Source organism: Microbacterium yannicii, from assembly GCF_024055635.1.
GTDB classification, from domain to species: Bacteria; Actinomycetota; Actinomycetes; order Actinomycetales; family Microbacteriaceae; genus Microbacterium; species Microbacterium yannicii.
The window spans coordinates 1-26,278 of the sequence record NZ_JAMXMB010000016.1 but is presented as its reverse complement, the minus strand read 5'-3'; the positions used below and the strand labels follow the sequence as shown (position 1 = coordinate 26,278).

General features: G+C 72.6%; 17 protein-coding genes. 4 read left to right on the top strand and 13 right to left on the bottom strand.

Translation table 11 applies throughout. The features are described 5' to 3' along the window. Nucleotides 1-107 precede the first annotated feature (107 nt). The 12 genes from NCG93_RS07810 to NCG93_RS07755 form a co-directional block, all read right to left on the bottom strand. A complete protein-coding gene (locus tag NCG93_RS07810) occupies nucleotides 108-4,583 on the bottom strand; it encodes a type VII secretion EssC family protein (protein WP_194414518.1) in 4,476 nt (1,491 codons plus the stop codon). Next, nucleotides 4,580-5,812: an RDD family protein gene (locus NCG93_RS07805; RefSeq protein WP_194414519.1), complete on the bottom strand. Its 1,233-nt coding sequence runs from the start codon at nucleotides 5,810-5,812 to the stop codon at nucleotides 4,580-4,582. The genes NCG93_RS07810 and NCG93_RS07805 overlap by 4 nt, the downstream gene beginning before the upstream one ends. Before the next feature lie 17 nt (nucleotides 5,813-5,829). Further along, nucleotides 5,830-6,489, bottom strand: coding sequence for a hypothetical protein (locus tag NCG93_RS07800; RefSeq protein ID WP_194414520.1), 660 nt, complete (start codon nucleotides 6,487-6,489; stop codon nucleotides 5,830-5,832). Next, entirely contained in the window at nucleotides 6,486-7,994 is a 1,509-nt protein-coding gene (locus NCG93_RS07795) for a DUF5684 domain-containing protein (protein ID WP_194414521.1), read from the bottom strand. The genes NCG93_RS07800 and NCG93_RS07795 overlap by 4 nt, the downstream gene beginning before the upstream one ends. After that, nucleotides 7,991-10,471, bottom strand: a complete 2,481-nt coding sequence (locus NCG93_RS07790) for a transglutaminase-like domain-containing protein (RefSeq protein ID WP_194414522.1) — start codon at nucleotides 10,469-10,471, stop codon at nucleotides 7,991-7,993. Before NCG93_RS07790 ends, NCG93_RS07795 begins: the two co-directional genes overlap by 4 nt. Next, nucleotides 10,468-11,877: a DUF58 domain-containing protein gene (locus NCG93_RS07785; protein WP_194414523.1), complete on the bottom strand. Its 1,410-nt coding sequence runs from the start codon at nucleotides 11,875-11,877 to the stop codon at nucleotides 10,468-10,470. Before NCG93_RS07785 ends, NCG93_RS07790 begins: the two co-directional genes overlap by 4 nt. Beyond that, nucleotides 11,874-12,839 (bottom strand): AAA family ATPase, encoded by a 966-nt coding sequence (locus NCG93_RS07780; RefSeq protein ID WP_194414524.1) that lies wholly within the window; start codon nucleotides 12,837-12,839, stop codon nucleotides 11,874-11,876. Before NCG93_RS07780 ends, NCG93_RS07785 begins: the two co-directional genes overlap by 4 nt. 86 nt (nucleotides 12,840-12,925) lie before the next feature. Then, nucleotides 12,926-19,093 carry an Ig-like domain-containing protein gene (locus NCG93_RS07775; RefSeq protein ID WP_194414525.1) on the bottom strand — a complete coding sequence of 2,056 codons (6,168 nt, stop codon included), beginning with the start codon at nucleotides 19,091-19,093 and terminating at the stop codon, nucleotides 12,926-12,928. Next, nucleotides 19,093-20,238 carry a serine/threonine-protein kinase gene (locus NCG93_RS07770; RefSeq protein ID WP_194414526.1) on the bottom strand — a complete coding sequence of 382 codons (1,146 nt, stop codon included), beginning with the start codon at nucleotides 20,236-20,238 and terminating at the stop codon, nucleotides 19,093-19,095. Before NCG93_RS07770 ends, NCG93_RS07775 begins: the two co-directional genes overlap by 1 nt. A gap of 129 nt (nucleotides 20,239-20,367) precedes the next feature. Continuing rightward, nucleotides 20,368-21,036 (bottom strand): spermidine/putrescine ABC transporter substrate-binding protein, encoded by a 669-nt coding sequence (locus NCG93_RS07765; RefSeq protein ID WP_194414527.1) that lies wholly within the window; start codon nucleotides 21,034-21,036, stop codon nucleotides 20,368-20,370. Nucleotides 21,037-21,105: 69 nt separating this feature from the next. Next, nucleotides 21,106-21,636 carry a DUF6121 family protein gene (locus tag NCG93_RS07760; RefSeq protein WP_194414528.1) on the bottom strand — a complete coding sequence of 177 codons (531 nt, stop codon included), beginning with the start codon at nucleotides 21,634-21,636 and terminating at the stop codon, nucleotides 21,106-21,108. Between the two features lie 43 nt (nucleotides 21,637-21,679). Further along, nucleotides 21,680-22,708, bottom strand: coding sequence for an ABC transporter (locus tag NCG93_RS07755; protein WP_194414529.1), 1,029 nt, complete (start codon nucleotides 22,706-22,708; stop codon nucleotides 21,680-21,682). A gap of 175 nt (nucleotides 22,709-22,883) precedes the next feature. Between NCG93_RS07755 and NCG93_RS07750 the strand changes: the two genes are divergently transcribed. Continuing rightward, nucleotides 22,884-23,501, top strand: a complete 618-nt coding sequence (locus tag NCG93_RS07750; protein WP_241741890.1) for a hypothetical protein — start codon at nucleotides 22,884-22,886, stop codon at nucleotides 23,499-23,501. A 15-nt stretch (nucleotides 23,502-23,516) separates the two neighbouring features. Here NCG93_RS07750 and NCG93_RS07745 read toward each other — a convergent pair whose 3' ends face one another. Beyond that, nucleotides 23,517-24,131: a hypothetical protein gene (locus NCG93_RS07745; RefSeq protein ID WP_194414530.1), complete on the bottom strand. Its 615-nt coding sequence runs from the start codon at nucleotides 24,129-24,131 to the stop codon at nucleotides 23,517-23,519. A gap of 239 nt (nucleotides 24,132-24,370) precedes the next feature. Between NCG93_RS07745 and NCG93_RS07740 the strand changes: the two genes are divergently transcribed. Genes NCG93_RS07740 through NCG93_RS07730 form a run of 3 tightly spaced genes read left to right on the top strand, consistent with a single transcriptional unit; the run spans nucleotide 24,371 to nucleotide 26,237 of the window. Beyond that, nucleotides 24,371-25,156 carry a hypothetical protein gene (locus tag NCG93_RS07740; RefSeq protein WP_194414531.1) on the top strand — a complete coding sequence of 262 codons (786 nt, stop codon included), beginning with the start codon at nucleotides 24,371-24,373 and terminating at the stop codon, nucleotides 25,154-25,156. Then, entirely contained in the window at nucleotides 25,153-25,572 is a 420-nt protein-coding gene (locus NCG93_RS07735; protein ID WP_194414532.1) for a phage holin family protein, read from the top strand. The genes NCG93_RS07740 and NCG93_RS07735 overlap by 4 nt, the downstream gene beginning before the upstream one ends. Beyond that, nucleotides 25,572-26,237, top strand: a complete 666-nt coding sequence (locus tag NCG93_RS07730) for a DUF3618 domain-containing protein (RefSeq protein ID WP_194414533.1) — start codon at nucleotides 25,572-25,574, stop codon at nucleotides 26,235-26,237. The genes NCG93_RS07735 and NCG93_RS07730 overlap by 1 nt, the downstream gene beginning before the upstream one ends. Nucleotides 26,238-26,278 lie beyond the last annotated feature (41 nt).

Here is a 26,278-nt window from a genome sequence, read left to right as displayed (position 1 = left end):
TCCGTCCCTTTCTTGAAACCAGTGGACCCGATCAGGCCCACGGACAGGCTACGACACAGTCCCGCGTCATCCACATGGGGAACATTCCCCATGTGGATGATTCGCACTCATCCGACCAGTGGAAGCTGCACGGTGACGAAGCGCCCGTTCTCCACGAACAGGCCGCGGCCGGGCGGGAACTCGTGGCGCTGCACCTTGGGGAACGGCACCTTGAAGAGGGACTCGCCGTCGTAGCTCTCGGGTCGCAGCGCGATGCCGTGCCGGCCGGCCTTCAGCTCGCCGATCAGTCCGTAGCCGCCGGACAGCTGCGTCACGTCGCCGTCCGCGACCAGGAAGTGGTCGCTGCGGTTGATGGCCTGGAACAGCTCCTTCAGCGGGCGCTCGGCATCGGTGTCGCCGAACTCGGTGATGTTCTCGACGACGATCGCGATGCGGCTGGACAGCGTCTCGTCGGCGACGATCTCCTTGAGCTCCTTGGCGAGCGCTCGGACGTCCTCGATGCCGATGGCCGAACGTCGCCACGCCCGGTCGTCCCGCAGCACCGCGCGCCGGCCGCCGAAGTGGAACAGCTCCACCTTCGGGTCGAAGCGCTCCAGCGCCCGCACGATGCCGCGCACGGCGGTCGTCTTGCCGGACTGCGGCGGCCCCGCCACCACGAACGTCCCCACCGGCTCGAAGCCCTTCGGACCGAGCGTGTCGTCGCCGATGCCGAGCACCGGAAGGTCGTCCATGCGATCGGGGAGGGACGCGGCATCCAATTCCGTCGGAAGCGAGCCGATGTTGCGGGCCTCGACCGCACCCGCGGCCCGCAGCGCGGCGGCGAACTGCTCGGCGGCCGCGTTCTGCTCGGCGACGTTGGTGGTGCCGCCGATGACCGCGATCTGCGTCTCGAGGCCGTCCACGATGGCACGGCCGGGGACGCTCCGCTCGTTGAGCACGTCCTTCGGCACCCCGAGGATCGAGTACGCCCCCTCGTCCGACATGCGCAGCACGACCCGCTTCGTCACGTTGGCGCTCACCGCGGTCGGGACGGCGCCATAGCGGTCGGCGGTCGCGACGACGTGGATGCCCAGCGGGCGGCCCTCGCCGAGGATGCGCATGAAGATCGAGTAGTACGCCGCGCGGGCGGAGGTCGTCTCCCAGTCCTGCTTGAACACGCCGAACCCGTCGAGCAGGACGATCACGCGCGGCTCGTCCACGTCGCCGGTGATGGCACGGTACTCCGTCAGCGACGCGGCGCCCGCCTCGGAGAACCGCCTGCCGCGGTCGTCCAGCATCTGCCGGATCGTGCGCAGCAGGCGCTGCACGCGCTCGACGTCGTCGCCCGAGACCACCGAGCCCACCTGCGGCATCGTCTCGAGCGAGCGCAGCGCGCCGGTGCCGAAGTCGATGCCGTACACCGCGACGCGCCCCGCCCCCGGTCGCGCCCCCGCGGCGATGCCGATCGTGCGCAGCGTCGCGGACTTGCCGGCGCCGCTCGTGCCGTAGACGAGCATGTGTCCGTCGGTGTCGGGGCTGAAGAACACGGCCTCCTGAAGCTGCCGCTGCGGGATGTCTGCGAGGCCCAGCGGAATGCGGTCGTCGCCGGTCATCGGCAGGTTCCGAAGGTCGATGGACGTCGCGAGGTCGTCGAGCCAGGGCCGACGGGGAGCCGGGATGCCGGCCTCCGCGGCCGCGGCGACCAGATTGGCCACGAGGCGCTTCTGGTCGTTGGGCCCGAGATCCTCGTCGTGCGTGTCCGACTCGCCCTCACCGTCGGTCTCCCAGAGCGCCACGGAGCCGAACCGCAGCTCGGCGATGCGCACCTGCGCGTGCTCGGGCTGATCGGTCGTCCAGCCGCCGGCATAGCCGGACTGGAACGGGACGAGCCGTCCGGGGCCGGTCTTGGCGATGCCGCGACCCGGGATGGACGGGTCGAAGGTCGACGCGACCGCGTCGCCGACGACGTCGTTCGAGTCCGCGGCATCCGCCATCCGCAGTGCGACGCGCAGGTTGGTGTTCGCGCGCAGGTTGTCCTTGATGACACCGGCAGGGCGCTGCGTGGCCATGATCAGGTGGATGCCGAGAGACCGGCCGCGCTGCGCGATGTCGACGACGCCGTCCACGAACTCGGGCACCTCGGTGGCGAGCGCCGCGAACTCGTCGATCACGAGCACGAGGGCCGGCGGGGTCTCGGGGTCCTGCCGCTTCTCGAGCTCGAGCAGGTCCTTGGCCTTCTTGCGGTTGAACAGATGCTCGCGGTGGTGGAGCTCCGCGCGCAGGCTCGTGAGCGCGCGGCGCACGAGGTGGGGGCTCAGGTCGGTCACGAGGCCGACCGTGTGCGGCAGCTCGACGCAGTCGGCGAAGGCGGATCCGCCCTTGTAGTCGACGAACAGGAAGGTGACCCGATCGGGACTGTACTCGGCCGCCATGCCCAGCACCCACGCCTGCAGGAACTCGGACTTGCCGGAGCCGGTGGTACCGCCCACGAGGGCGTGCGGACCCTGCGTGCGCAGGTCGAGCGACATCGCGTCAGGACTGCCCTGCCCGATATAGGCCTTGAGGGTTCCGGCGCGCTTCAGCCGCGGCCTCGGGCCTCTCGTGCGGTCGATCACGGAATTGTTCTGCCGCCACCGCTCGATCGCGGCCTGCGGCTCCGCTGCCATGTCGGTGCCGATCAGGCGCAGCATCGACACGCTCGCCGGCAGATCGGACGAGTCGGCCGCGACCGAGCTGGAGTCCACGACGGGTGCGAGGCGCTTCGCGAAGATCTCCGCGTAGCCGCGCGAGACGCCCTCGATCTGCACGGTGTGCGCGCGGTGGCCCGCGCGCACCCAGCCGAGCATGGCGTCGTCGAGTCCTCCCGACACGTCGATGAACGTGCGGCACGCGGCGGGCAGCGACTCCACGGTGGGTGCGACGAAGATCGTGTAGACGCCGGCATCCGGTCCTCGTTCGATGACCTGCGTGAGGCGGGGGCGGTCGACGGGCGCGTCGTGGGTGACGAACAGCACGAGCGACACATCGGCCACGTCGGCCGCGTCGCGTCCCTCTCCGACGGTCTTGCCCATCGCCATCGACGTCTCGCTCTCGGCCACCGGCCCGCGGCGGGTCGCCGATCCCGAGAGGCGCTCGAGGATCGCCTCCTCCAGACCGTTCAGCAGGGCGGTGCCCGCCGACTGACTGTCGGCGAGTGCCATCTCGGCGAACGGCGAGCGGGGGCTGGTCGTGTGCGGCAGCCACTTCATCCACTCCATGTCGCCGGTCCAGGCCGGGTCGATGATGGCGGCGGTGACGACCTCGTTCGGGGCGTGCAGGCCGAACAGCTGCACGCCGAGGCCGCGCACGACGTCGGCGGCGAGCTCGCGCGGCCCGGCGATGCCGATGGCGCCCGCCGAGGGCAGCAGCTCGATCGCGGGCACGTCGTCGAGCTGCGCGAACCGTTCGCGCAGGCCCCGCACCTGCTGGGCGTACTGCGCGATGCCGCGCTGGTCGTTGGGCTCCTGGACGGTGTTGCGGCTGTCGGCGGTGCCGACGCCGAGCCGGAGGCCCAGGAAGTTCCAGTGCTCGGGTCGCCGAGTCCACAGCAGCGGCCCGAGCGACATCGCGTTCTCGTAGATGGTGGCTGTCGCGGGGGCCTCGGCGCGGCGGCGCTCGCGCTCCAGCCGCTCCTCGGCCTCGAGCGTCTCTTCGAGCTCGTCGATCTGCGACTCGAACGTCTCGATCTCCAGCTCCAGCTTCTTGCCCTGCTGGGTGCGCTGGCCGATGAAGTTGCCGAGCATCATGAGCGGCGCCATCGCCACGATGAGCAGCGACGTCGGGCGCTGCGTCATGGCGAACATCGCGAAGCCGAGCAGCACCGGCGCCATGATCATCGGCCAGGGGAAGATGCGGGGGTCGGCTTCGTTGGGGATGATCGGATGCCGGAACTCGCGGCCCGTGTAGCGATCCTCCACCCGCGGCGAGCGGTTGAACATCAGCGCTCCGCCGCGTTCGAGCACGAGGGAGTCGTCGGTCTGCACGCGCGGTGCGAGCGCGAACGACACCTCGGTGGCGCCGAGGGTGATGCGCTGACCCGGCTGCACGCGCACGCGCTGCACGAGACCGCCGTCGACGATGAGCCCGTTCGCCGAGTTGAGGTCGATGAGGTCGATGCCCTGGTCGACGTCCACGCGGGCATGGCGCTTCGACACCAGCGGGTCGTCCAGCAGCACCTGCGCCGGTGCGACACGGCCGATGACGCTCGATCCCGCCGGCAGCGGGATCGTCCGGCCGGCATCGGGTCCGGAGTGGATGCGCATGACGGCAGCGGTGGCCGCGGCATCCATCCCCGGCGCGAGGGCGGGGACGATGGACGCGTCGAAACCCGACCCGATGGGGGCGTCGGCGATCGGCATCGCGGGGTTCAGGTGCACCGGCTGGCCCGCCGGCGAGGCCACCAGCAGCGTCGGCACCTCGCTCGCATTGACCCCGCCGGGCGACGCCAGTGCATCGCCCACGGCGAGGGTGCGCGCGACGTCCTGCACGGTCGCCGTCGCGTCGGCGGTCACGAGGACGTCGACGGACGATCCCACGCCACGACGCAGGCTCAGCTTCAGCTTCACGAATCGGCACCTCTCGCCACGAGTTCGAACGATCTGCCGCCCACCTGCACGGACCAGCCGATCGGCACGCGCGCGGCCTGTCCGGCCGGCACGTCGACCACGTCGCCGCCCGGCGACACCAGCTGGGTGCCGTTCCGGGAGCCGCGGTCGGCGACCCACAGTCCGTCGGAGTCCTGCCCGAACGCGGCGTGGGTCTTCGACATCAGCCGCTGCGGGTCTTCCAGGCGCACGAGCGCCTCGACCAGCTCGCCCGCAGCAGGCTCGGGATCGCGGCCGATGAGCCCCCGCGGCGGGACGCGCACGATCGACCCGTCGTCGAACCGGATCATCGCCTGCGCGCGGCGGGATCCGACGGGGCCGGTTCCCGGCGCGACCGGAGCCGGGGCGGGGGGCGGCGCGGCTGCCGGCGGCACGGGGGCGGCGGGCGACGTGGCCCGGGGGGCGGCGCCGGGGGCGCCGGTGACCAGGCCGGAAGCGGCGTGGGCGGTCGCTGCGTCGACGGGGACCTGGGCGATGAGGCTCGCATCCATCCCGTCGTTCACCGCCTCCCACTGCGCGCCCGTGCTGCCGGGCCCGACCACGCCGGCGCGCGAGCGAACGCCGGGGATCCGCAGCGCCGTCGCGGCATCGGCGTCGCTGGCCATCGACGGCAGGTCCTCGGTCTGCTCGGGACGCCCTGCCACGGCGCGGCGCGCGTGGCGCAGGGCCTTCGGGTCGAACGGGTCGAGACCGGCTCGGGCGTCGATCACCCAGCATCCGCCGACACGGTCCAGGATGCTGCGACCCCGGGACTGCGGGTCCCACAGTCCCGACGCGAACATGAACGCGGGACCGACGAGCGGCACGATGCCGCTCGCGCCCAGCACGAGCACGCGCAGCACGACGTGCCAGAAGCCAGGACGGCCGAGGTCGTCGACGGCGACCGAGCGGAGCCGCATCGCGGCCTTGCCCGCGGTGACCCCGCGGCGCCCGTGCAGCACGAGCTGCAGCAGGCCGAACAGCAGCGGAAGCGCGACGCCGGCGACCACGAGGATGAGGGCCACGAACGACGTGTCGCCGGCCGCCAGCATGACGGCGCCCGCGACAGCGGGCGACGCCAGCAGCAGCCAGATGCTCACGTCGATGGTGAACGCGAGCGAGCGGATGCCGGGAGCCGCGGGCACGACGCCGAGCGCCGCGGCATCGGGGCCGGAGACGCGCGCGTGCGGGACGGAGGCGGAGGGGGTCATCGGAGTCCTCGGGGAGGTCAGGTGAGCAGCAGCAGGAGCGCGACGACGGCAGCGACCAGCACCACGACGGCCACGGCCGCGGCGATGAGCAGCCGACGGCGGTGTCGGCGGCGGCGCGACGCGACCGCGTCGGGAGCGGGCGGCGGCGTGACGGACGACGGTGGCAGGACAGGAGCCCGGTTCGCGATCACGGGCCCGGCGGACCGCGGTGCCCGGCGATCGGATGCCTCGTCCCCCGGCGTGTAGGCGGCGCGACCGGCGACCGCCGGCGACGAGTCGGGCGTCGAGGCGGGCGCGGCCGTTGCGCCACGGCGCACCGAGCGCAGCAGGGTCTGCTCAGTGCGGTCCTCGACCGTCGTCCCACCCGCGGTGTGGGTGTCGGACGGGGCCGACGTTCCGGCGAACGGCTCAGGTGCCGTGGGGCGGCGTCCGGCGACCGACGTCGCGTCGAGGTCGTCAGGAAGGGAGGGCGTCGCGACGCGACGCGGCGCGAGCTCGGTGTGGTCGTCGATCTCGTCCGTCCTGGGCGCGAGTGCACGGCGCGCCGTCAGCACCGTGGCGTCGTCGACGTCGTCATCCGTGCGCCGCCGCGCGGACTGCACTGCATCGTCGTCCGGCACGAGCGAGGCGTCCTGACGTGCGGCGCGCCGCGTCGGCTCGGCGTCGGGAGCGATCACCCGTCGCTCCGCTGCAGGCGCACCTCGGCGTCGCCGAGCAGGAAGCGGTCACCCGCCTCGATCTCGACGCCGGGCGTCGCCTCGACCTCGGTTCCCATGACGGTCGCGAACAGGACGCCGTTCGTGGAGTCGAGATCGGTGACATACCAGCGGTCGTCGCGCAGCTGCAGCCGCGCGTGGGTCTTCGACACCGTGCCGTCCGAGATCGACACCAGCTGCGCGCCGGGGAACTGCGGGTCGGGTGTCGGGCGCCGCCCGAGGATGACGACCTCGGAGGCGAGTGCGACAGGGTCGCCGGTCGGGGGCAGGAGCGTCCAGTCCGTGCGCTTGCGGCGCACGATGACGGTCTCGTCGAGGATGTCCTCGTCGGGGAGCTCGGGACGCGCGTGCCGTGCCGACACCGACGAGCGCGCCGAGAACGGGGCACCGGCACCGGCCACTCCGGCGACGGCAGACACGGGACCGGACGCCTCGGGGAACGCATCCACCTCAGCCATGGGCGATCGGGCGGGCGCCCAGGGCTCACGGTTCTCGCCCGTGACCGCCGGCAGCGGCACGTCGGTCACCGGCGGACGCGTGATGTCGTCGGCGGGTGCTGCCGCCGATCGCCTCGGCGCATAGGCGTCCGGCGCATCGGCCGCCGCCTGCACCGGCGAGACGGTCGGCGCCGGCACGGCGGAGATCGGCGATGCCGCCCCCGCGAACGCCCCGGTCACCTCGGCGCTGTGGTCGGTGGTGTCCAGCACGAAGCCCTGCCACGGGTCGCCTTCGCCGGAGTCAGGGGACGCCTCTGCCGCAGGCTCCTCCTCGCTCGGAGCCGCGCTGCTCGCCATCGCCGACACCGGGCGGCCGGGCAGCGGCGGCGGGGTCCACCCACCCGGCGGCGGAACCAGGATCGGTGCACCGGCCGCAGCGGCCTCGTCAGGGACGTCGGGAAGGGCCGGCGCGGGCACCGTCCTGCGCGTCGCAGGCGCGTGGGCAGGCGGCGCGAAGTCGCTCACGACCTGACTCGGCGCAGCAGCCTGCGCAGACACGGCGGGCTCGCCCGATCGCGACACCGCAGTAGGGAACGGCGGCAGCGCGGGCGGCCCGGCGGCGGTGTCCGTGCGACGGCGGGGTGCGGCATCCGCGTCTCGTCCCACCCAGCGCGAGCTCCCCCAGCCGATCACCGACGCCCACACCGGGAACAGCAGCGCACCCAGCACGGTCATGCCGACGCCGAAGCCGAACGCGGTGCTGACACGGTGGATGGCGATGACGAGCACCACGAGCACGGCGATCTGGACGATGGGGACGAGAGCGAGCAGCAGGAGCCACGGCGAGAGCCCCGCCAGCTGCAGCAGCACGATCGAATTGAGGATCGGCACCCACGCCTTCCAGGACTCGACGCCGGACTTGCGGAACACGGCGGACAGCGCGAGCGCGATCCAGATGTAGACACCCGCGGCGAGAAGCAGGCTGAACAGCGAGCCGAAGACGGCGGCTGTGGCATCGGTGGCGTTCATGGCATGGGACGCGCGGGCTCGGCCCGTCGTCTCCCCCTCTCGGCGATACGAGTGCGGACGCCGGTTTCGGACGTCAGCGGTCGGAGCAACGATCTCAACGATACGGTCGCGCGGGCCCCGCGCCAGAACCCGCTTTCCCGGCGGAGCCCCCGGCGCTCCGCATCGACCGCTTCCCAGTAGCTGCGGGCGTCTTCGGCCGAGAGTTCCGCGGGCGAGAACACCGCCCGGTCGGCCTCCCGTGCCAGCACGGCCCCCGCCGGCGTCTCGAAGGACGTCGCCAGCTCGCTGCGGGTCAGCGTGCGTACGGCGGTGCGGCCGCTGTCCACTGCCGCGTCGACGTACTCGTCCCAGCCGCCGGCGATCCGCGTCGCGGGCGTTCCGGCGCCCCGGCGCCGGCCGCGGCGCACCGCCTTCGCCCACGCCACCGCGATGAACGGGCCGAACGCCAGCAGCAGCACCAGCAGCGCGATGCCGCCGATCCGCAGCATCGGCCACAGCCAGGCGAGATCGAGCGCGCTCTGCTGCTGCTCCTGGTCGTCGGCCGCCGAATCCTCCTGCGTCGGGTCCGGGGGCACGACCTCCTCGACCGTGTCCGGACGCACCTCGGTCACGTTCTCGGGGTCCCGCTGCTCGGTGACGTCGAGGCTCGGGCCCTGTCGGTACTGCGGTGTCACATCGACCGCGACCCACGCCCCGTCGGCGGACTGCACCTCGGTCCACGCGGTGAGATCCTCGGCCCGGCACGCCCCGCCCTCGCAGGTCGACAGCTCGGGGTCGGCGCTGGACAGGCGGGCGCCGAGCACGACGCGGGACGGGAAGCCGATCTCGCGCGCCATGAGCGCCACCGCGACCGCGAACTGCTCGTCGTCGCCGATCGCTGCCACGTAGTTGCCGGATGCCGCAGCGCGGGGATCGCCCTCGCGCTCCAGTAGGCGCGCGAACATCGCGTCGACCCGGGCCAGCGAGTGCCCGGAGGCGCTGGGCTGGAAGGAGTAGTCGGCGAGCGACTCCGCCCAGACCGGGGTGCCGTCGCCCTCGGCGAGGCCGTGGCTGAGGTACCCGCGCTCCCGCAGCAGCTTCACCAGGTCGGCGAGCTGCGCTCCGCCGGAGCCGGAGGCGTGCTCGTCCATCCAGGCGCGAAGGCTGTCCGGCGCCGCCACGCCGCCCTGGCTCCCGGGGGACTCGAGGCTCTCGAGGTCGACGGCGGGCGGCTGGACGGCGTCGACGGTGTACGCATCGCCCGGGGCGAGCCCGCCCTCGGCCGTCTGCACCCCCGCGTCCGCAGACGCGTTGTAGTAGAACCGGTCCGCGAGCGACGCCGCGCGGTCGCCCGAGAACTCGACCGACCGCAGGCGGCCGGCTGTCGGCATCCAGATCTCCTCCCACGTGCCGATCTCGACGCGCAGGGCCACCTCGTCGCCGGCGCCGGCATCCAGCGTCGAGGGCACCCGGACGAATCGCCCCTCGTCCACGGCACCCTCGCCGCCGGAGCGGAAGATCTCGCCGTCGTACGCGTCGAGCGTCGCGATGCGCACGCGGTCGGGCAGGGTGCCCGAGGCGGCCTCGACCGTGAACAGCACGTCGGCCGCGCGATCGTCGGCGAACAGCGACCGGTACTGCGCGAGCGGGCTCACCTCGGCCGACAGGTCGATGTCGGGACCGACGGCCGATCGCAACACCTCGCGCTCCGCGCCGCGCGCCGCGTACGGCACCACCGCCACGGCCAGGACGAGCGCACCCACCACCATGCCGGTGCCGAGCGCGGTGCGCCGACGATCGGCGGTCGTGGGCCTCCGCGAGATGCGCACGCCGCTGGATGCCGCGGCCCGCTGCAGCGCCCGGATGCGCTGGTCGTGGGTGCGCCACGCCAGCCACAGCAGGCATACCAGAAGCCCGGCGATGCCGATCGCGGTCTCGACGGGGGCATAGAGCGCGACCGGGCCGAGCTGCCACGGCGCACTCACGGCGGTGCGCCCGAAGAACAGTCCGAACGACACCATGCCGAGCGCCACCGGCACGGCGAGGTAGGCGGTGCGATCCTCGCGCCAGGAGAGCAGCAGCAGGAGGCACGTCCCGATCAGGAACACCACGAGCGCGGGCACCAGCAGGTTGCGGTACGAGCCGACCGGAAGCTCGACCGTCACCAGGTCCTTCCAGCCGAACACCAGCCCGCTGCCCAGCTCGACCAGGCCCTGGAGCAGCTCCGCCGGCCCGCCCAGCCGCGTCGGCACTGCCAGCGGCACCCCGAGCAGCAGCACCGTCACCGCGAGCGCACCGGCGACGATCGCGGCGTTCCATCGGCGCCACCACGCGAAGGCGGCGGTGCCGCCGCCGACGAGGGTGGCGACGCCGACGAGGAGCAGGAAGCTCCCCGCGCGGTAGATCGGCCAGGCCGCCACGGCCGCCACGACCGCGATCAGCAGCGCGAACGCCGCACCGGCGGCGAGGCGCGGCTCGCGCGCCTCGTCGGCGCTCATGAGGTCGCTCCACGAAGCAGCAGGCCCGCGAGGTCCTCGAGGGTGCCGACCGTCAGGACCGTCATGCCGGAGACCGGCTGCATGCGCGGGTGCGCCCGTTCGTCGCAGATGAGGCCGACCACCTCGGTGTCGCCCGGAAAGGCGAGCGCCGCCTGCTGCAGTCGAGTCAGCGGCACGCGCGAGCCCACCACGACGAACGCGATCGACAGGCGCTCCCCCGACTCGGCGGTCAGGCGGCACACCTCGCCGACCGGCATGGTGCTCTCCAGCAGGTCGACTCCGCTGAAGCCGTCGAGCAACGGACGCGGCGCCGGCGCGGGGATGTGCCGGATCGCCCGCAGCCGCCCGCGCACCACGCGCGGGATCTCGGAGCCGACGACGATCTGCACGTCACGCGCGTCGTGCACCGCACGGAGGCCCAGGGATGCCGCGCACGAGACGGCCAGTTCGAACTCGTCGGCGTCCGCGTACTCCGCCTCGGCGACCCCCAGCACGACGGCCATTCGCGAACGTCGCGACTCCTCGTACTGCCGCACCATCAGGCGACCGGTCTTGGCGGTCGACTTCCAGTGGATCTGGCGGCGCGAATCGCCCGGGACGTATTCGCGGATCGCATGGAACGACATGTCGGCGTCCACCAGGCGCCGGGTCGGATTCCCCTCCAGGTCGCGGATCAGGCCCGCGCTCGTCGACGGCAGCGCCGTGGTGCGGGGGTGGACGAACACCTGGTGCACGTCTTCGAACGCATGCTCGCGACGCAGCAGGCCGATCGGGTCGCTGCGCACCGTGGTGGCCGGGCCCACGGTGACGATCCCTCGGCGCAGCCCGGGGATGTCGAGGGGCTGCGAGATCGAGTGTCCGGGGCGCAGCAGCGGCACTCCGAACTCCACCAGGCCCGCTCCCACCGGGATGTCGATGCGTCCCGGCAGCGACAGCCGGTGCCCGTCGTTGCGCACCACGATCTCGCCGGCGACATCATCGCCTGCCACGACCCGCTCGTGGGTGAGGGTCAGGTCGACGTCGTACGACCGCGCCCCGAACAGGAACGGGATCGCCGCGACCACCAGGACGAGGGATGCCGCGCCGGCGACCATCCACTCCACCCAGCCGAACAGCATCCCGAGGAGCAGTCCCGCTGTCGCCGCCGACGCGACCAGTGCCCCGGCGGGCCGGATGGTGGCGCCCGCCCATTCCGTCGCTGTCGAGATGCCCGAGCCGGCGGTGCGCCACGCGTTCGCTCCCCACACCGCGGCACGCACGAGGGCGCGACCACGGCGCGACGGACCGGTGCCGTACGCCGTGGACGTGCTCGTCAAGGTCGAGTGCGTGCGTCCGGTCGCGCCGGTGCGACCGGCGGCGCCGGTGGAGTGGACGGTGCGGGTGAGCCGCGACTCTTCGAGCGTCATGCGGTCTCGCGGCGGGAGGGCGGTGCGACATCGAGCAGCACCTGCCCGATCACGGTCTCCTGCGTGACGCCGTCGAACTCGGCCTCGGGGTGCAGGATCAGACGGTGCGAGAGCACCGGCACGGCGAGCGCCTTGACGTCGTCGGGCGTCGCGTAGGTGCGGCCCTGAGACGCGGCGCGCGTGCGCACCGCACGCGTCAGGGCGAGCGCTCCACGGATGCTCACGCCCAGGCGCACCTCGTCGGCGGACCGCGTGCTGTCGACCAGGCGTGCGATGTAGTCGAGCACGAGCGCGTCGACGTAGACCTGCGCGGCGAGGTCCGCCATGCCGACGAGCGCCTGGGGCGTGATGATCGGGGTGAGCTGCGCGGTCGCGACGGCGGCGCCGTCGAGGATCCGGACGGTCGCCGCGTGGTCGGGGTAGCCGAGCGACGTGCGCATCATGAAGCGGTCGAGCTGCGCTTCGGGCAGACGATAGGTGCCCGCCTGCTCCACCGGGTTCTGCGTCGCGAGCACCAGGAACGGCACCCCGACCGGACGCGAGACGCCGTCGATCGTGACGCGCCCCTCTTCCATGACCTCCAGAAGCGCCGACTGCGTCTTGGGGCTCGCCCGGTTGATCTCGTCGGCCAGCACGATGTTGGCGAAGATCGGGCCCGCATGGAACTCGAACACGCCCTCCTTCTGGTCGTACACGCTCAGGCCGGTGATGTCGCTCGGCAGCAGGTCGGGCGTGAACTGGATGCGCGTGTTGGTGCCCTGCACGGACTGCGCCATGGCGCGGGCGAGCGACGTCTTTCCCGTGCCGGGCACGTCCTCGAGCAGCACGTGGCCGTCGCTCAGCATCGCCGTCAGCACGAGCTCGACCACGCGCCGCTTCCCCAGCACCGCGCGCTCCACGTTGTCGGCGATCTGCCCGAACGTCTGCACGAACCAGTCGGCCTGCTCCTGCGTGATGGTCATGTCGTTGTCGTCCTCGGTGTCCGTGTGCGGTCGCGTCGTGAATGGGGAGTGGATGCCGCGGCCTGCGCCTGCCGTGCACCCCGGTCTCAGGGGATCGGCGGTGGTGGAGCCGGTGCCGTGCCGCTCGCCCAGGTGGTGCCGTTCCAGTAGGCGTCGGAGGAGTCGCCGAGCACCACGTGCTGCCCCTCGGCCCAGGCGGTCGTCTGGCCCAGGGCGCCGAGCGAGCGCAGCTCGTTGAGGTTGCCGGGGAGGCGTGCGTAGTCCGGCGTGAAAGAGCCCGGGGAGCCGGCGACGACGCCGGTCGGCAGAGGTTCGTTCGGCGTGCAGGACGCCTGAGGCAGCTCTGCGCCTCTGACCGGCGAGAGCCCCCAGCCCTGGGCGTTCCAGTCGACCGTGACGCGGATGCCGGTGACCGTGGCCGCGCCGTTGGGGACGCGGGTGCGGTTCGCGGTGTCGGTGATCTCGCGCCCCCTGCTCGTGAAGTAGCGCGCGGCGGAGTAATCGAACACGAAGTTCGCCTTCGAGCCGTCCGGGGCGTTGGACGACTGCCCGGCCGCGGCGATGGTCCCGCCTCCCGCGCAGGAGGTCACCCCCCACGTCGCCTGCACCTGATACGGCGCGCTGCCCGCCTTCGGCGTCACCGCAGCCCAGTCGGTCGCGGTGTTCCACAGGTCGTGCACGTAGCGCACCCGGATGCCCGGGTTCGTGCCGATCACTCCCGTGCCGGGGCCCCACCCCTCGAACTCGACGTGGTTGCGGTTGGGGACGTTGTCCGTCGTCGTCGGCTCGCTGCGGATGACCCACTCGGCGTGCAGATCGCCCACGTTCGGTGCGGCATCCACGACGAAGGTCCAGCCCCTCGGAGCCCTTCCGGACTGCTGCGCCCGCACGCTCTCGGTGTCTTCGGCGCGGCCGTACGAGCGGTCGCCCCAGACCGACTCCACGCACATGCGGTAGGAGTACTCATCGCCGTCGTCGACGGTGAAGGTGGCGACCGACCCGCCCTCGGCCACGCAGCGCTGCCCGTCCGGCACGATGCCGTAGAGCAGCCTCGACCCGTCGCCGTTGAGTGTCGCCGACGCGTTCGCGGTGATCGTCGAGGTGCCGTCGCCGTTCGACGCCGAGCTCAACGCGAGGTGCGGCGACTGCGGGCTGCCCACGCCGTTGGCCTGCACCGTGACCGCACTCCCCGACGCGCTGCCACCGAGTCCCGGCGGCAGCTCGAAGCGCGAGTACGGCGTCACGGTGATGATCGTCGCCCGGTTGGTGCCCACCCGGTACCGCGCAACCTCGACGGTCGGGCGATTGCCGTTGACGGGCACGCGCACGGTCTCACCGGTGTCGCTGCGGATCTCGAGGCTGCCCGTCGCGTTCGTGTCGACCCCGTCGATCACGAGCGAGACGATCCCGCCCTGGCCGTCGCCGGTCTGCACCGGCGCCGCGGTGACGGCCGACGGCGCGGGCGGCGCGTCGTAGGCCCATGCCACCGTGCGCACGGCCGCCTTCGACTCGCCGACGGAGTTGACCGCCCACGCCTCATACGTCCGCTGCTCGCCGTTGGGGGCGGGCACCGCGGGGCAGGCGCCGTCAGCCGAGCACCGCGCGACCTCCGCCCCGTTGGACCGGATCACGAAGCCGGTCAGCGCCGGGTACGCCTGACGCGCCTGGCCGGGATCGACGCGCAGCGTCACCGTCCCGTTCCCGTACGACGCCTGGCTCACGCTGGCCGGCGCCTTCGGGTAGCCCAGCAGATCCAGCATCACGCGGCCGTTGCGCTCCGAGCTCGTCACGCGGCCCTGTGCGTCGCGTACCGAGAACGTGGCGGCGCAGGTCGCCCCCGGGGCATCCCCTGTCCACGTCGCCGTGACAGCCGTCGCCGACGCCACCGCGAAGGCGACGCCCGCGCAGGCGGCCGTCGACTGCACGCCGACGAGTTCCAGGGGCGTTCCGGGCAGCGGATTGACCTCGCCGCTCGCCCCGATCACCGGGAACGTGCACGACGCACCCGACGCCTGCGTGCACTGCTGCACGACGGACCCGCCCTGCGGGAGGGTCGACGGCGCCGCTCCGACGCGGAGGATGAGACGGGCGGGGGCGACCGCGGGGTGGCTCGTCACGGAGACGATCACGGCCTCCTCCGAACCCGGCACGGCCCGGTCGGCGCCGGTCACCGACAGGGTCGAGCCGTTCTGGACGACCTCGAACGCACCACCGGGATGCTCGATCGCATAGGCGATGCCCTCCCAGTCGGCGCGCAGCTGCCAGGTCGTCATCGTCTGCAGATCGTACGTCGCCGTCTCTCCCGGGCCGACGGTGATGGACGCGGGGCGCAGCTCGGGCTGGGGGTCCCGCGGCTTCACCGTGATCGGCACGGAGAGGTAGGTCCAGTCCGCCGTGGCGTCGAGGCGCACCGGCACCTGACACGCGTCCACCCAGGGGGCGCCGGTGCCCGCGTCGTAGCGCACCGTCGTCCCCGACTCCACCGAGCAGACCGCTTCCGGGCGTGCGCCGGAGGCCTTGACGTCGGCACCCACCTCGATGCGGGCGCCCCGGGGCCGGGCGACGAGATCGGCCATGTCGAAAGACGTCGACTCCTGCTCGGTGACCTCGGGGCTCTCGGCGCCGGCACGCAGGGTCAGGGCGAGGTCGTCGTCGCCGGGCACGCGGAGGAAGCCGTACGACGTGACCTCCTCGCCGGACGCGCTCGTGCCCGTCACCCCGAAGGGGATCAGCCGCGTCTTCGCGGGGAGCTCGCCGCGCAGCTTCGATCCCTGCACGGAGACGCCCTGAGGCTCGCCCCAGAGCGACATCGTCAGCTCGCCCACGTCGCCGCCCGACCACGTCACCTTGCCGTCGAGCACGTCCACCCCGCGCGGGAAGTCGTCTCGCGTCTCGACCGTGAGGTTCGTGTCGGCCACGACCGGGTAGTCGGGCACCTGCTCGCGCACGACCCGCACCACGACGAGGCCGCGGCCGGTGTTGCCCGACGACGACTCGACGTCGTACAGGAACGACATGGTGGCCGGCTCGTCGCCCGCGGCGATGACGACTGTCGCGTCATCGACCTCGAGGATCCGGTCGTTCAGGCGCGCGTACTCGGGACTCTCGCTGCCGTCCATCAGGGTCGGCGGCGCGTCCGGGCGGATGTCGGTGAGCTGGAGCGTCCCCATGGTCGGATCGACGTCGTTGGACAGCGGGCTCACGCGGATCGTGTTGCTCTCACCCGCCTGCACCTGCACATAGTCGGTGTACGTGATGGGGCTCGGATTCGCCTCGCTGTCGAGCACGCCCACGCGCACCGTGCCCTCGGCCGTCTCGCCGAAGGAGTCCACGACGCGATACCGGAACGAGACCTGGCCCTTGTCCCCCGGAACACTCGTGTAGGTGATGGATGCCCCGTCCGCGGCGATCGCGGCCGCACCGCGCTGCGGCTGCTCGACGATGCGATCGAGTGTCACCACATCGCCGTCGGGGTCCATCCCGAAGCCGTCGAACTCGATCTGCGCCGACTGGCCGCTGAGGACCCGGCCCTCCATCGTGTCGGCCGTCGGGGCACGGTTGGCATCGTCGTCGATGACCTGCACGCGCACCCGCGCGTCGTCCGCGAGCGACGGCGCCCCGGTCGTGAAGACGGAGTAGTCGATGCCGTACTCGCCGGGCTCGAGCGGGGCGAGATAGCGCAGCACGTCGCCGGACGCGAAGGCGAGGGCGGTGTCGGTGCTCGACACCACCGACGCCGCGTTGAGGGTCGGTCGCCCACCCGCCGGCGAGATGTCGTTGTCGAGGACGGGGATGTCGATCTGCGCCCCGGCGCGAACGACGACGGTGTCGTCGACCGCGATGGGCGCGAGCTCCGGGGCCGGCGGCAGCAGGTAGACGGTCGCCTGGCCCTGCACCCGCGAGCCCGAATCCTCGGTGCCGTCGCTGACCAGATAGGTCACCGTGCCGAGGCGGCCGGGGCTGCCGTCGGCGGTGGTGCCCGACACCCGGAGATGGTTCTGCCCCACCGCGTCGACGGACAGCGTGGCCCCGTCGTCGGCGAGCGGGGCCACGTCGCTGAGCAGCAGCACTCGGCGCGTCGGATTGGACACCGCGTCGAAGACCTCGAGGGTCGCGTCCTCCTGCGGATGGACGAACGCGACCACCGGCGAGGTCGCCAGCTGGGCGGGGGCGTCCGCGGGCAGCAGCGTGATGCGCGCCGTGCCCGTCGCCTGGCTCGTGCCGTCGGTCACCGTGAAGTCGACCCGGTACGTCCCGGGATTCTGCGACGTGAAGTCGAAAGAGGTCGACCCGCCGACGGCGGTCGCCGTCGCCGCGGCGTCGTCGAGCACCCGCACCGAGTCGAGCGCCAGCGTTCCCGCGGTTCCGGTCACATGGTCGGCGACATCCACTGTGATGCCCGACGCGACGGTATCGGTCACCGCGAACGACTGCACGGCGAGCTTCGGCTGTGGCGAGACCCGCACCACCAGCGGCTTGGTGCTCGTCTGCCCCTGCGTATCGGCGACGGTGACCGTGAGCTCGATCAGCTGCTCGCCGGTCTGACCGTCGTCGCTGTGCTGGTACACGACGTCCCCGCCGGGCGTCGCGGCGACGCTGCCCACTCCGTCGGCGTTCTCGACCGACAGGAGCAGCAGCGGGTCGCCCTCGGGGTCGACCCAGCCGTTGAGCACCGGCACGGTGACCGTGCCGCCGAGAGCGACCTCGGGCTGCGGCCACTGCACGAGGCACCGCTCGACGCCGCACCATTCGGGCGCGGAGTCCGCCCCGGCTCCCGCGGCGCTCAGGGTCACGGTCGCTGCGTCGGAGTTCAGGCCGTTCTCGGCCGTGCCGTCGGTCACGGCGTACGAGAACGTCGCCGTTCCGGTCGCGCCGGGCGCGACCTGCACGGCGAAGCGCTGGCCGTCGTCGGTGATCGAGACCACGCCGAACGCCGGGTCGAGTCCCGTGACCGACGCCGGATCGATCGTGAGGACGTCCTCGTTCGGGTCGTGGTCGTTCAGCAGCACGGGCAGCGTCGCGAGGCCGCCCGCGCGCACCCCGAACGCATCCGGCTCGGCGATCGGCGGCTTCGGGTCGAGGACGACCTGCAGCTGTTCGTCACTCGGCACCGCGTCGGGATCGGTGCGGTCATCGAGGGTCCAGTCCTGGCTCGACGGGATCAGCGCGCCGTCGGGAACCGACCACGCCCAGCCCGACCGCGTCTCGTTGAGGATCATGGCCGAGCCTCCGGCCACGAACGCGGGCCGGCGGCCGTCGCCCATGCTCTGTCCGCCGTAGTCGAGCGCCACGGTGCCGTCGTCGGAGCGCCACAGCAGACCGCCACTGTCGCCCTGCCCGAGCCACGCCGCATAGGTGACGCCGTCCTGGGTGACCGGCTGAGCCGGTGTCCCCACGACCGCCCCCGTGGCGCCGCCCACCTCGACCTGCATGTCGGATCCGTCCGCCGGCACGCGCACCAGCGTCGTGTCGTCGGCGAGGTACACGCTCGCGCCGCGCGCGTCGGGGCTGCCCACCACCACGGTGCCCGCCGTGGGCGCCTGCGACGGGGCATCCTGCCCGCGCAGCCAGACGTCGCCGTCCTCGGTGTCGACCAGCGCCCAGGTGTCGCCGGCCGCGGTGATTGCCGGCGCCGCCAGCCCCTCGGCGTCGAGCGCGTCGCGGCCTCGCACGTCTCCGTCGCCGATGTCGAAGCGCAGCACCGAGCCGTCGGCGCGCGAATAGGCGAACAGCATGCCGCGGGCGTCGACGGCGATGGCGTCGGCCGTGTACCCCGGCGCGTCCTCGTCGTCCGACGGGAACGGGTCGAGCTTCGATGCCGAGCCACCCGACAGGCGCCCGGCGTACAGGGCGCCCGCGTCGGTGAGGTAGGCGACGTAGTCCCCCGCCGTCACCACCTCGGTGGTGCCCGCGGGGGTCTTCTGCGAGGTCTGCAGGGCCGCTTCGTCGAGGTCGACGGGCATCGACTCGTCGATGCGCGTGACGGTGCTGTAGCTGTCGCTGAACAGGTAGGCGGCGTCGCTGGTCTGCACCACCTCGTCGGGGTTGCTGATGCTGCGGACGGTGTCGAGCTCGCCCACCGACGTGTTGACACGGGCATAGCGGCGACCCTCGCCGGTCTGCAGCGCCCATACCGCGGTGTCGACGTCCGGCGTCTCCTGTGCATCGAGGCCGGGCCACACCACGCTCACGCCGATGACGGCGGCCACCACGGCACCCGCGGCGACCAGCCCGAACAGCGTCCCGCGCCGCATCAGAGCGCTCCGACGGCGACGAGTGTCACCACGACCGCACCCGCGCCCGCCAGGAGGCCGACGCCGATGCCGACGATCCAGGGCAGCGCCCGGCCGCCGTTGCCGCGGCGACGCACGGGCGACGAGATCTCGGTGTCCTCGTCGCGGGCGAGGCCTGCGACGCCGGTGCCGGCGCGTGACTTGCGGGTGACGTCGCGCTCGACCCGGGAGCGGGCCGGACCGCGCAGACCGGAGTCGGCGAAGTCGACGGGTCCGGATGCCGGAGTCCATTCCGTGCTGGGGATCTCGAGGGGGGTCGGCGACAGCCCGAGCTCCGCCTGCACGCTCCGCAGCGCCTCACCGAACGCCCGAGCGGAGTCGTACCGGCGCGCCGGGTCTCGGCTCATCGCCGTGGCCAGCACCGTCTGCAGGGCCATCGGCACGTCGTACCTCGGGATCTCGACGTAGGTCGCCCGGCCGATACGCCGCCGCAGCAGGTCCTTGGTGTTCTGCCCGCGCTCACGCCGCTCGAACGGACTGTGGCCCGCGAGCAGGGAGTAGATGGTGGCGCCGAGACTCCACACCTCGCTCGTGACCGTGCCGCTCGTCTGCTCGGCGATGACCTCCGGCGAGCTCCACGGGATCGACATGGCGAGCACCTCGCCGCCGCTCTTGCGCTGCAAGGAGGCCGAGATGCCGAAGTCGGCGAGCACCGGGGTGCCGAATGTCGTGATGAGGATGTTGCTGGGCTTGACGTCGCGATGGATGAGCCCGGCGCGATGCGCGGACTCGAGCGCGCTCGCCATGCGCACGCCGATCGCGAGCACCTCCTCGACGGGGATGCGCTCGACCCGATAGCGCTGTGCGAGGGAATCCGGGCAGTACTCCATGACGATGTACGGTCGTCCGTCGGCCGAGACGCTCGCCTGGTAGACCGTGACGATCGAGGGGTGAGCCGACAGATGCGCCAGCACGTCAGCTTCGGCGTTGAACATGCGCCGCAGCTCGGGGTCGCGCACGTCGCTCGGCATGACCTTGACAGCCACGTTGCGACGGGGCATGTCCTGCTCGTACAGGAAGACATCGGCGAATCCGCCGGAGCCGAGCGGGCGGATATAGGCCAGCCCGGGGAGGATCGGGGGCGCCGAGGGAAGCCGTGTGGCCACCACACCTCCCCAGAGTTCGTTACCGCGATCCGACCCCTTGCCCTCGTGAAGGCAACAAACCTGGCCATGCTAGCAAAACCACCTCTGAGAACCCGCCGCACAATCGCTGCGTCGGCCCGCCGCCCGGGCTCACTCGAGGCGGTCGGCGTCTCCGGGATCGTGCGGGTCGAACGGGGCGTCGAGCGACTTCGTGAGATCGGCGAGCATCGCCTCGATCTGCGGCTCGACGAACTCGCCCACCGCGGCCTGGATGCGCAGGCGATGGTGCAGCAGGATCGTGCACACCTCGCGACCGACCATGTTCGCGTAGTCGTCGGCCAGGCCGACCTCCTGGCGGAGAGCGGCCTTCGCCTCGTCGGTCAGGGGCGGCAGGTCGGGGACGTGCGCGTCGGCCTCCTCGGCGAGACCCGCGATCGTGAAGAGGAACGGCGCGCCGGGCACCGGCTCCGGATCCAGCGGCAGGCCCTCGAACTCGGGGTCGAGGCCCTCGCCCGGACGATAGCTGCGCGCGCGGTTGCGGGCCGCCTGCTGATCGAGCTCGGCCTGCAGCATCGGCAGATTCAGCGCCGTGTACTCGGCCACCGAGCGGTCGACGATCGTCTTGATCCGCGTCGACAGTCCGTGCTGCACCCCGTGCGGGACGTCGGCGCCGAGCCCGGCGGCCGACAGCACCGGCGATCCGAAGCAGCGCCGGCACGGTGCCGTCCGGCCCCGGTGTGTCGCGGGCTCCCACCGCGGCAACCACGCGAGCCAGGCGTCCACCGCCTGGCTGACCTGGGTCTCGAGCGACCGCTCCACCCGGTCAACGCTAGTACCCGGCATCCGTTCACGCCCGGATCAGCGCGGATTTCCGCGGCGGCGCGCCGCTCATTCGTCGAAGTCGTCCTCCCACGGCCACCGCGGGCGATGCGCATGCGTGCGCACGAGGGCGATCCCGCTCCACGCCGCCACGAAGGCGGCCGCCGCGACGACGACTCCGAACCACGAGGTGGCCAGGCGTCCGGCGACCGCGGTCGCGACCGCCAGGTCGGTGCCCGTGAACAGCGCCGCGAACCACACCCCTCCGACGTACGCGATGAAGGCAGCGGCCGTCGTCCACGCGGCGCCCCAGTACGACGGATGCCGCGCCCCGGCGCCGCCGGCAGATCCCGAGGCGATACCCGTCCGGGCGATCGCGGCCCAGAGTCCGCCGGCGAAGGCCAGTGTCGCGCAGACAACGCCGGCTGCACCGGGGATCTGCCCGAGACCGGGCGTCGCGATCACGTCCTCGCCGGTCACCAGGCTGGTGATCCCCAGGCCGCAGATCGTCAACGCGATGAAGCCGATCGTCGCGAATGCCAGCGCGATCGGCGGGCGCACCGGACCCGCCGACCCTGCGTCCGCCCCGTCACCGGCCATGGCGCCAGCCTACGTCGCGGCCGGCTCCTCGGGCGGGGTCCGGCTAGGCGCGGACCAGCTGGGGGCCGGCCTCGAGCGTGCGCTCGTACTCGCGCTGCGCCTCGATGTTGAGCTCGGTGACGCGCGCCGCGCGCGCGGCGGCCCACGCGCCGAACCAGATGGTCAATTCGCGGCCGATGACGAACGCGGCGATCGCCAGCGGCGTGAGCAGCTCGGCCTCGGCGAGGTCGCCGCCTTGGCTGGCGGTGAGCTCCCAGAAGGGCGCCTGGAAGAGGGCTCCGAGGATGTGCCCGCCGTAGGCGGCGATGCCGACGAGGATGCCCAGGATCACCCACGCGCCCCAGCGGCCGCGGTTGATGATCGCCCCGAGCAGCCAGAACGCGAAGAAGAAGACGACGACGGGCACCCAGAGCGACCACGTCGACAGTGCGCCGAGGACGGTCGTCCCGACGTTCTCGCCGGTCACGTCGCCCTCGATGGCGTCGACACCGAGCCAGACCGCCAGGTACAGCACCGCGAACGCGAGCGCGGCGAGAAGTCCGATGGCGCCGGCGGCCGCACGGTTGCCTCGCGGGCGGGGCGCCTCGGGCGCCTGCACGAAGATGGGCTGCGGAGCGGCAGCGGCCACCACCGCGGGCTCGGCGACGACCGGCTCGGCGACCACGGGCTCGCTCGGGGCGACGACAGGCGCTGCCACGACGGTGGGTGCGTCGTCGGCGGCCACGGGTGCCGCTGTCGACGCGTAGTCCAGGGATGCCGCCTCCGGCGATGCCCAGGGGTCGGGCTCCGCCTCGGCAGGAGCGGCGGTCGCGGGCTGGACGATCTCGTCGGCCGCAACGTCTGCGGGCTCGGCGGTGGACCGGTCTGCGGTGGCCCGATCCGCCAGACCACGAGCCGCGTCGTGCGGCGTCTCCACGGCGGCCGGAGCATCTGCGGAGGTGGTCTCGGCGTCGACCGCGTCACGGCGGGCCGCCTCTGCCTCGGCGAGACCTTCGTTCGCTCGACCGACGACGTCGTCGACGCCGTGGGGCTCTTCGACGGGTTCGCCGTAGGACGACTTGGGGTCACTCATCGCAGGCACTCCTCACGCAGGGCCAGTCCCTGCAGTGGCAGAGTAGCCCGCGCGCCCCCGCATGACGCGCAGGCATGCCGGGATAATCCGGCGCCGACGTCGCGAGACGCCGGGACCCCGAGCCACGCGGCGCTGCGCGGGGGTCCGGGGCGCGCCGCCGCACTACCCTGGGCCCATGCCATCGCCCGCGACACGCGTCCCCCTGCCGGCCCGCACGACGCGGCGGGCGGCGGCCGCGGCATCCGTCCTCCTCGCACTCGCCGTCGTGACGGCGTGCGCCCCCGACGACGCCCCCTCCGGCGACGGGTTCACCTACACGCCGACACCCTCCGCGCACGCCTCGGGGACGCCCACCCCGACACCGTCGCCCACCGCGCTCGCAGACATCCCCGACGACTGTCGCGCGATCCTGACCGCCGACGTGCTGGCCCAGCTCGACGGCACGCCGCTGAACGATCCCGCCTTCGGATCGTCCGGCCCGCAGCCCGACGGCGGCCTCATCTGCGTCTGGCGCGATCCGGCCGCCGACACCACAGGGCTCGTCACCACCATCAGCTACATGTCTCGAGGGCCGGCGCTCGAGATGCTCAACAAGCTCGTCGTCGACGAGGGCTACACCTGCTACACCCCGGACGGCGGCACTCGCTGCGAGAAGACCTGGCAGAACCCGACGTACCCCGTCACCGACGGCCGCACGCTGTTCTGGCGCGACGACATCCTGATCGACACCGCGTACTCGAACCTCGCGCCCAACGGCTACACGGCCGCGGTCGTCGCAGGGATCTTCGGCTGAACCGGGCCGGTCGGATCAGCCCCACACGCTCCGGTCGAGCCGAGACCCGTAATCCTCGGGGTGCCACTGGGTCTCGACGCTGACGAGCCAGAGTCCGTCGCGAAGGGTGTGCTCCTCGCGCACCCCGCCCTGCGTGCGCGTGCACACGGTCGCACCGCCGGCGACCTCGCATGCGAAACCTTCGCCCGAGAGGGCGGCCTCCGCGATGGAGGAGGCTGCCGTGTCGACCTTCGCCAGCGTCGTGACGATCCCGCCGGTCTCGAACCGCCACGTGCAGGTCACCAGCACCTGGGGCGCCGCCGCGTCGGCGAACGACGTGGCGGTCGTCGCCGGCGGCACCTGGGACTGACCGAGGAGCGAGCCGGCACGCCAGGTGAGCTCGTTCCACAGGTCGTCGGCGTAGAGCGTCCGGCAGTCGATCGCGCCGCCGTCCGCCGCCGTCTGCGCGGGCGTCTCTCGAGGCGTCGCTCGCGGCTCCGGCGCCGTGGCGTTGCGCAGCGTGTCACCCACCCACGCGACGGTCACCGGCAGCATCGGCAGCGACAGCCACACCAGCGTGCCCACGACGGCGGCGCACAGGATCCCTGCGGGCACGGCGATCCACGCGTTGCGACCGCCGATCCGCGCCATGGGGCCCCCCAACCTCCGTCATCAACGGTAAGCCGCAACGGCTCGATGAGCTCGATACACGCCGCGGAAGATGCGCCGTGCTGGGCGGGATTCGGGGCGGAGCAATATACACTCCCGCCGCGCGGACTGCGACCCCCTCTCTGCATTGCGCCGATTGACGGACGGTTGTCTGCACCACGGCGGAACCCCAGGCCCGGCACAACGCCAGGCGACGCCGCACGTGAGAGTGGAGGAGGAGCATGTCGACTTACGACACCGATCCGTATGGGAACCAGAGCACGGCCACGGGCCAGAGCACAGGCTCGAGCGACGTCAAGGAGCGCGCGGTCGAGACCGTCGCCGAGGTGGACGCAGGTGCCATGTATGTCGCCGGCGTCGCCGGCGAAGAGGCGAAGGACGTCGCCCACGACGCGAAGGACGCCGCTCGCGGCTTCCTGTACGAGACCCGCGCGCAGTTGTCGGACCAGGCCTCGACCCAGCAGCGCCGCGCCGCGGACGCCCTGCGCAGCACGAGCGACGAGCTCTCCGGGCTGGCTGACGGCACGGCGACCGGCTCCGGAGCGGCGACGAACGCCGTGCGCGCCGTCGGCGAGCAGACGCGCCGCGTCGCCGACTGGCTGGAGCAGCGAGAACCTGCCGATGTGGTCTACGAGGTCCGGACCTTCGCCCGTCGGCGCACGGGCGCCTTCCTCGCCATCGCGGTCGGAGTAGGCCTCGTCGCGGGTCGCATCACCCGCGCTCTCGTCGCCGACTCCCGCGACAACCGGACCACCGGCGGAACGTCCGGCGCCTCCGGTGGCGCGCGGCCGGCCCTCGCCACGTCCTCGCCGACGGTCGCAGGCGGCACCTCCGCCGGCCTCGGTGGCACGGCTGCCGGTGCCGGCACGCTGGGAGCGACGGGCTACGAGGGTGACACGCCCATCGGCGACGCCCTCTCGGGCGACCCGCTGACGGCGGGCGCAGAGCCTGAGGTGACGGGCGCAGCGCAGGACGAGTGGTCTGCGACAGGAGAGGCACGACGATGACGGATATGCCCACGCCGTCTCAGCAGAAGGCGGCCGAGACATCGCTGGGCGACCTGGTCGGCGAGGTCTCGCGTGACCTGTCGGAGCTCATGCGCAAGGAGCTCGAGCTCGCGAAGGCCGAGCTGTCGGAGTCGGCCAAGCGCGCCGGCAAGGGCGCGGGCCTCATGGGAGGCGCGGGATACGCCGGCGCGATGGCGGTGCTGTTCCTCAGCATCGCGCTCTGGTGGGGCCTCGGCGACCTCATCGACAGCCTCGGCTGGTCGGCGGTGATCGTGGCCGTCATCTGGGCCATCATCGCCGCAATCCTCTTCGCCGTCGGCCGGAGCCGGCTGAAGACCGTGCAGGGGGCGCCGAAGACGGTCGAGACCGTCAAGGAGATCCCCGACGCGCTCAAGAGAAATCAGGAGAACCGATAATGAGCAACGCAGATCAGATCCGCGCCGATATCGAGGTGACGCGCGACGAACTGGGCCGGGATGTGGACGCACTCGCCGACAAGGTCTCGCCCCCGAAGATCATGGAACGGCAGAAGACGCGGGTCCGGCAGGTGCTCGGCGACGTCAAGGGCCGCGTGATGGGAGCCGCCGACGACATCGGCGACTCGGCATCCTCGGCCGGCCACACGGTGGGCGACAAGCTCGGCGCGGCCGGCGATGCGGTCAAGGACCTGCCGAACAAGGCCCGGCAGACCACGCAGGGCACCCCGCTCGTGGTCGGCCTCCTCGCCGCTGGGGTCGGCTTCCTCGTCGCGAGCCTCATCCCGCCGACGGACGCCGAGAAGCGCTGGAGCACCCAGCTGCGCGACCAGGCGCAGCCGCTCGTCGACAAGGCGATGGACAAGGCGAAGGATGCCGCGCAGGACGTGGCGCAGAACCTCAAGGAGCCGGCGAAGGACGCCGTCAACCAGGTTAAGGATTCGGCCGCCGCCTCCGCCGAGACCGTCAAGGAGGAGGCCCAGAGCACCGCCGAGCGGGTCAAGGAGAACGTGGCTCCGAGCGGCGGATCCACCGGCACGACCGGCGCCGCCGGCACCACAGGTACGACCGGCACCACGGACACGGGGCTGACGACGCAGTACTGAGTCGCGGCATCCGTCCCCCGGAACGGCGAAGGGCCCTGGCG

What these genes read in the sequence shown, in the direction of transcription:
- NCG93_RS07780 (WP_194414524.1), bottom strand. Translation starts at nt 12,839, where the DNA reads ATGACCATCACGCAGGAGCAGGCCGACTGGTTCGTGCAGACGTTCGGG.
- NCG93_RS07790 (WP_194414522.1), bottom strand. Translation starts at nt 10,471, where the DNA reads ATGAGCGCCGACGAGGCGCGCGAGCCGCGCCTCGCCGCCGGTGCGGCG.
- NCG93_RS07755 (WP_194414529.1), bottom strand. Translation starts at nt 22,708, where the DNA reads ATGAGTGACCCCAAGTCGTCCTACGGCGAACCCGTCGAAGAGCCCCAC.
- NCG93_RS07775 (WP_194414525.1), bottom strand. Translation starts at nt 19,093, where the DNA reads ATGCGGCGCGGGACGCTGTTCGGGCTGGTCGCCGCGGGTGCCGTGGTG.
- NCG93_RS07740 (WP_194414531.1), top strand. Translation starts at nt 24,371, where the DNA reads ATGTCGACTTACGACACCGATCCGTATGGGAACCAGAGCACGGCCACG.
- NCG93_RS07785 (WP_194414523.1), bottom strand. Translation starts at nt 11,877, where the DNA reads ATGACGCTCGAAGAGTCGCGGCTCACCCGCACCGTCCACTCCACCGGC.
- NCG93_RS07760 (WP_194414528.1), bottom strand. Translation starts at nt 21,636, where the DNA reads ATGGCCGGTGACGGGGCGGACGCAGGGTCGGCGGGTCCGGTGCGCCCG.
- NCG93_RS07750 (WP_241741890.1), top strand. Translation starts at nt 22,884, where the DNA reads ATGCCATCGCCCGCGACACGCGTCCCCCTGCCGGCCCGCACGACGCGG.
- NCG93_RS07795 (WP_194414521.1), bottom strand. Translation starts at nt 7,994, where the DNA reads ATGAACGCCACCGATGCCACAGCCGCCGTCTTCGGCTCGCTGTTCAGC.
- NCG93_RS07805 (WP_194414519.1), bottom strand. Translation starts at nt 5,812, where the DNA reads ATGACCCCCTCCGCCTCCGTCCCGCACGCGCGCGTCTCCGGCCCCGAT.
- NCG93_RS07735 (WP_194414532.1), top strand. Translation starts at nt 25,153, where the DNA reads ATGACGGATATGCCCACGCCGTCTCAGCAGAAGGCGGCCGAGACATCG.
- NCG93_RS07745 (WP_194414530.1), bottom strand. Translation starts at nt 24,131, where the DNA reads ATGGCGCGGATCGGCGGTCGCAACGCGTGGATCGCCGTGCCCGCAGGG.
- NCG93_RS07730 (WP_194414533.1), top strand. Translation starts at nt 25,572, where the DNA reads ATGAGCAACGCAGATCAGATCCGCGCCGATATCGAGGTGACGCGCGAC.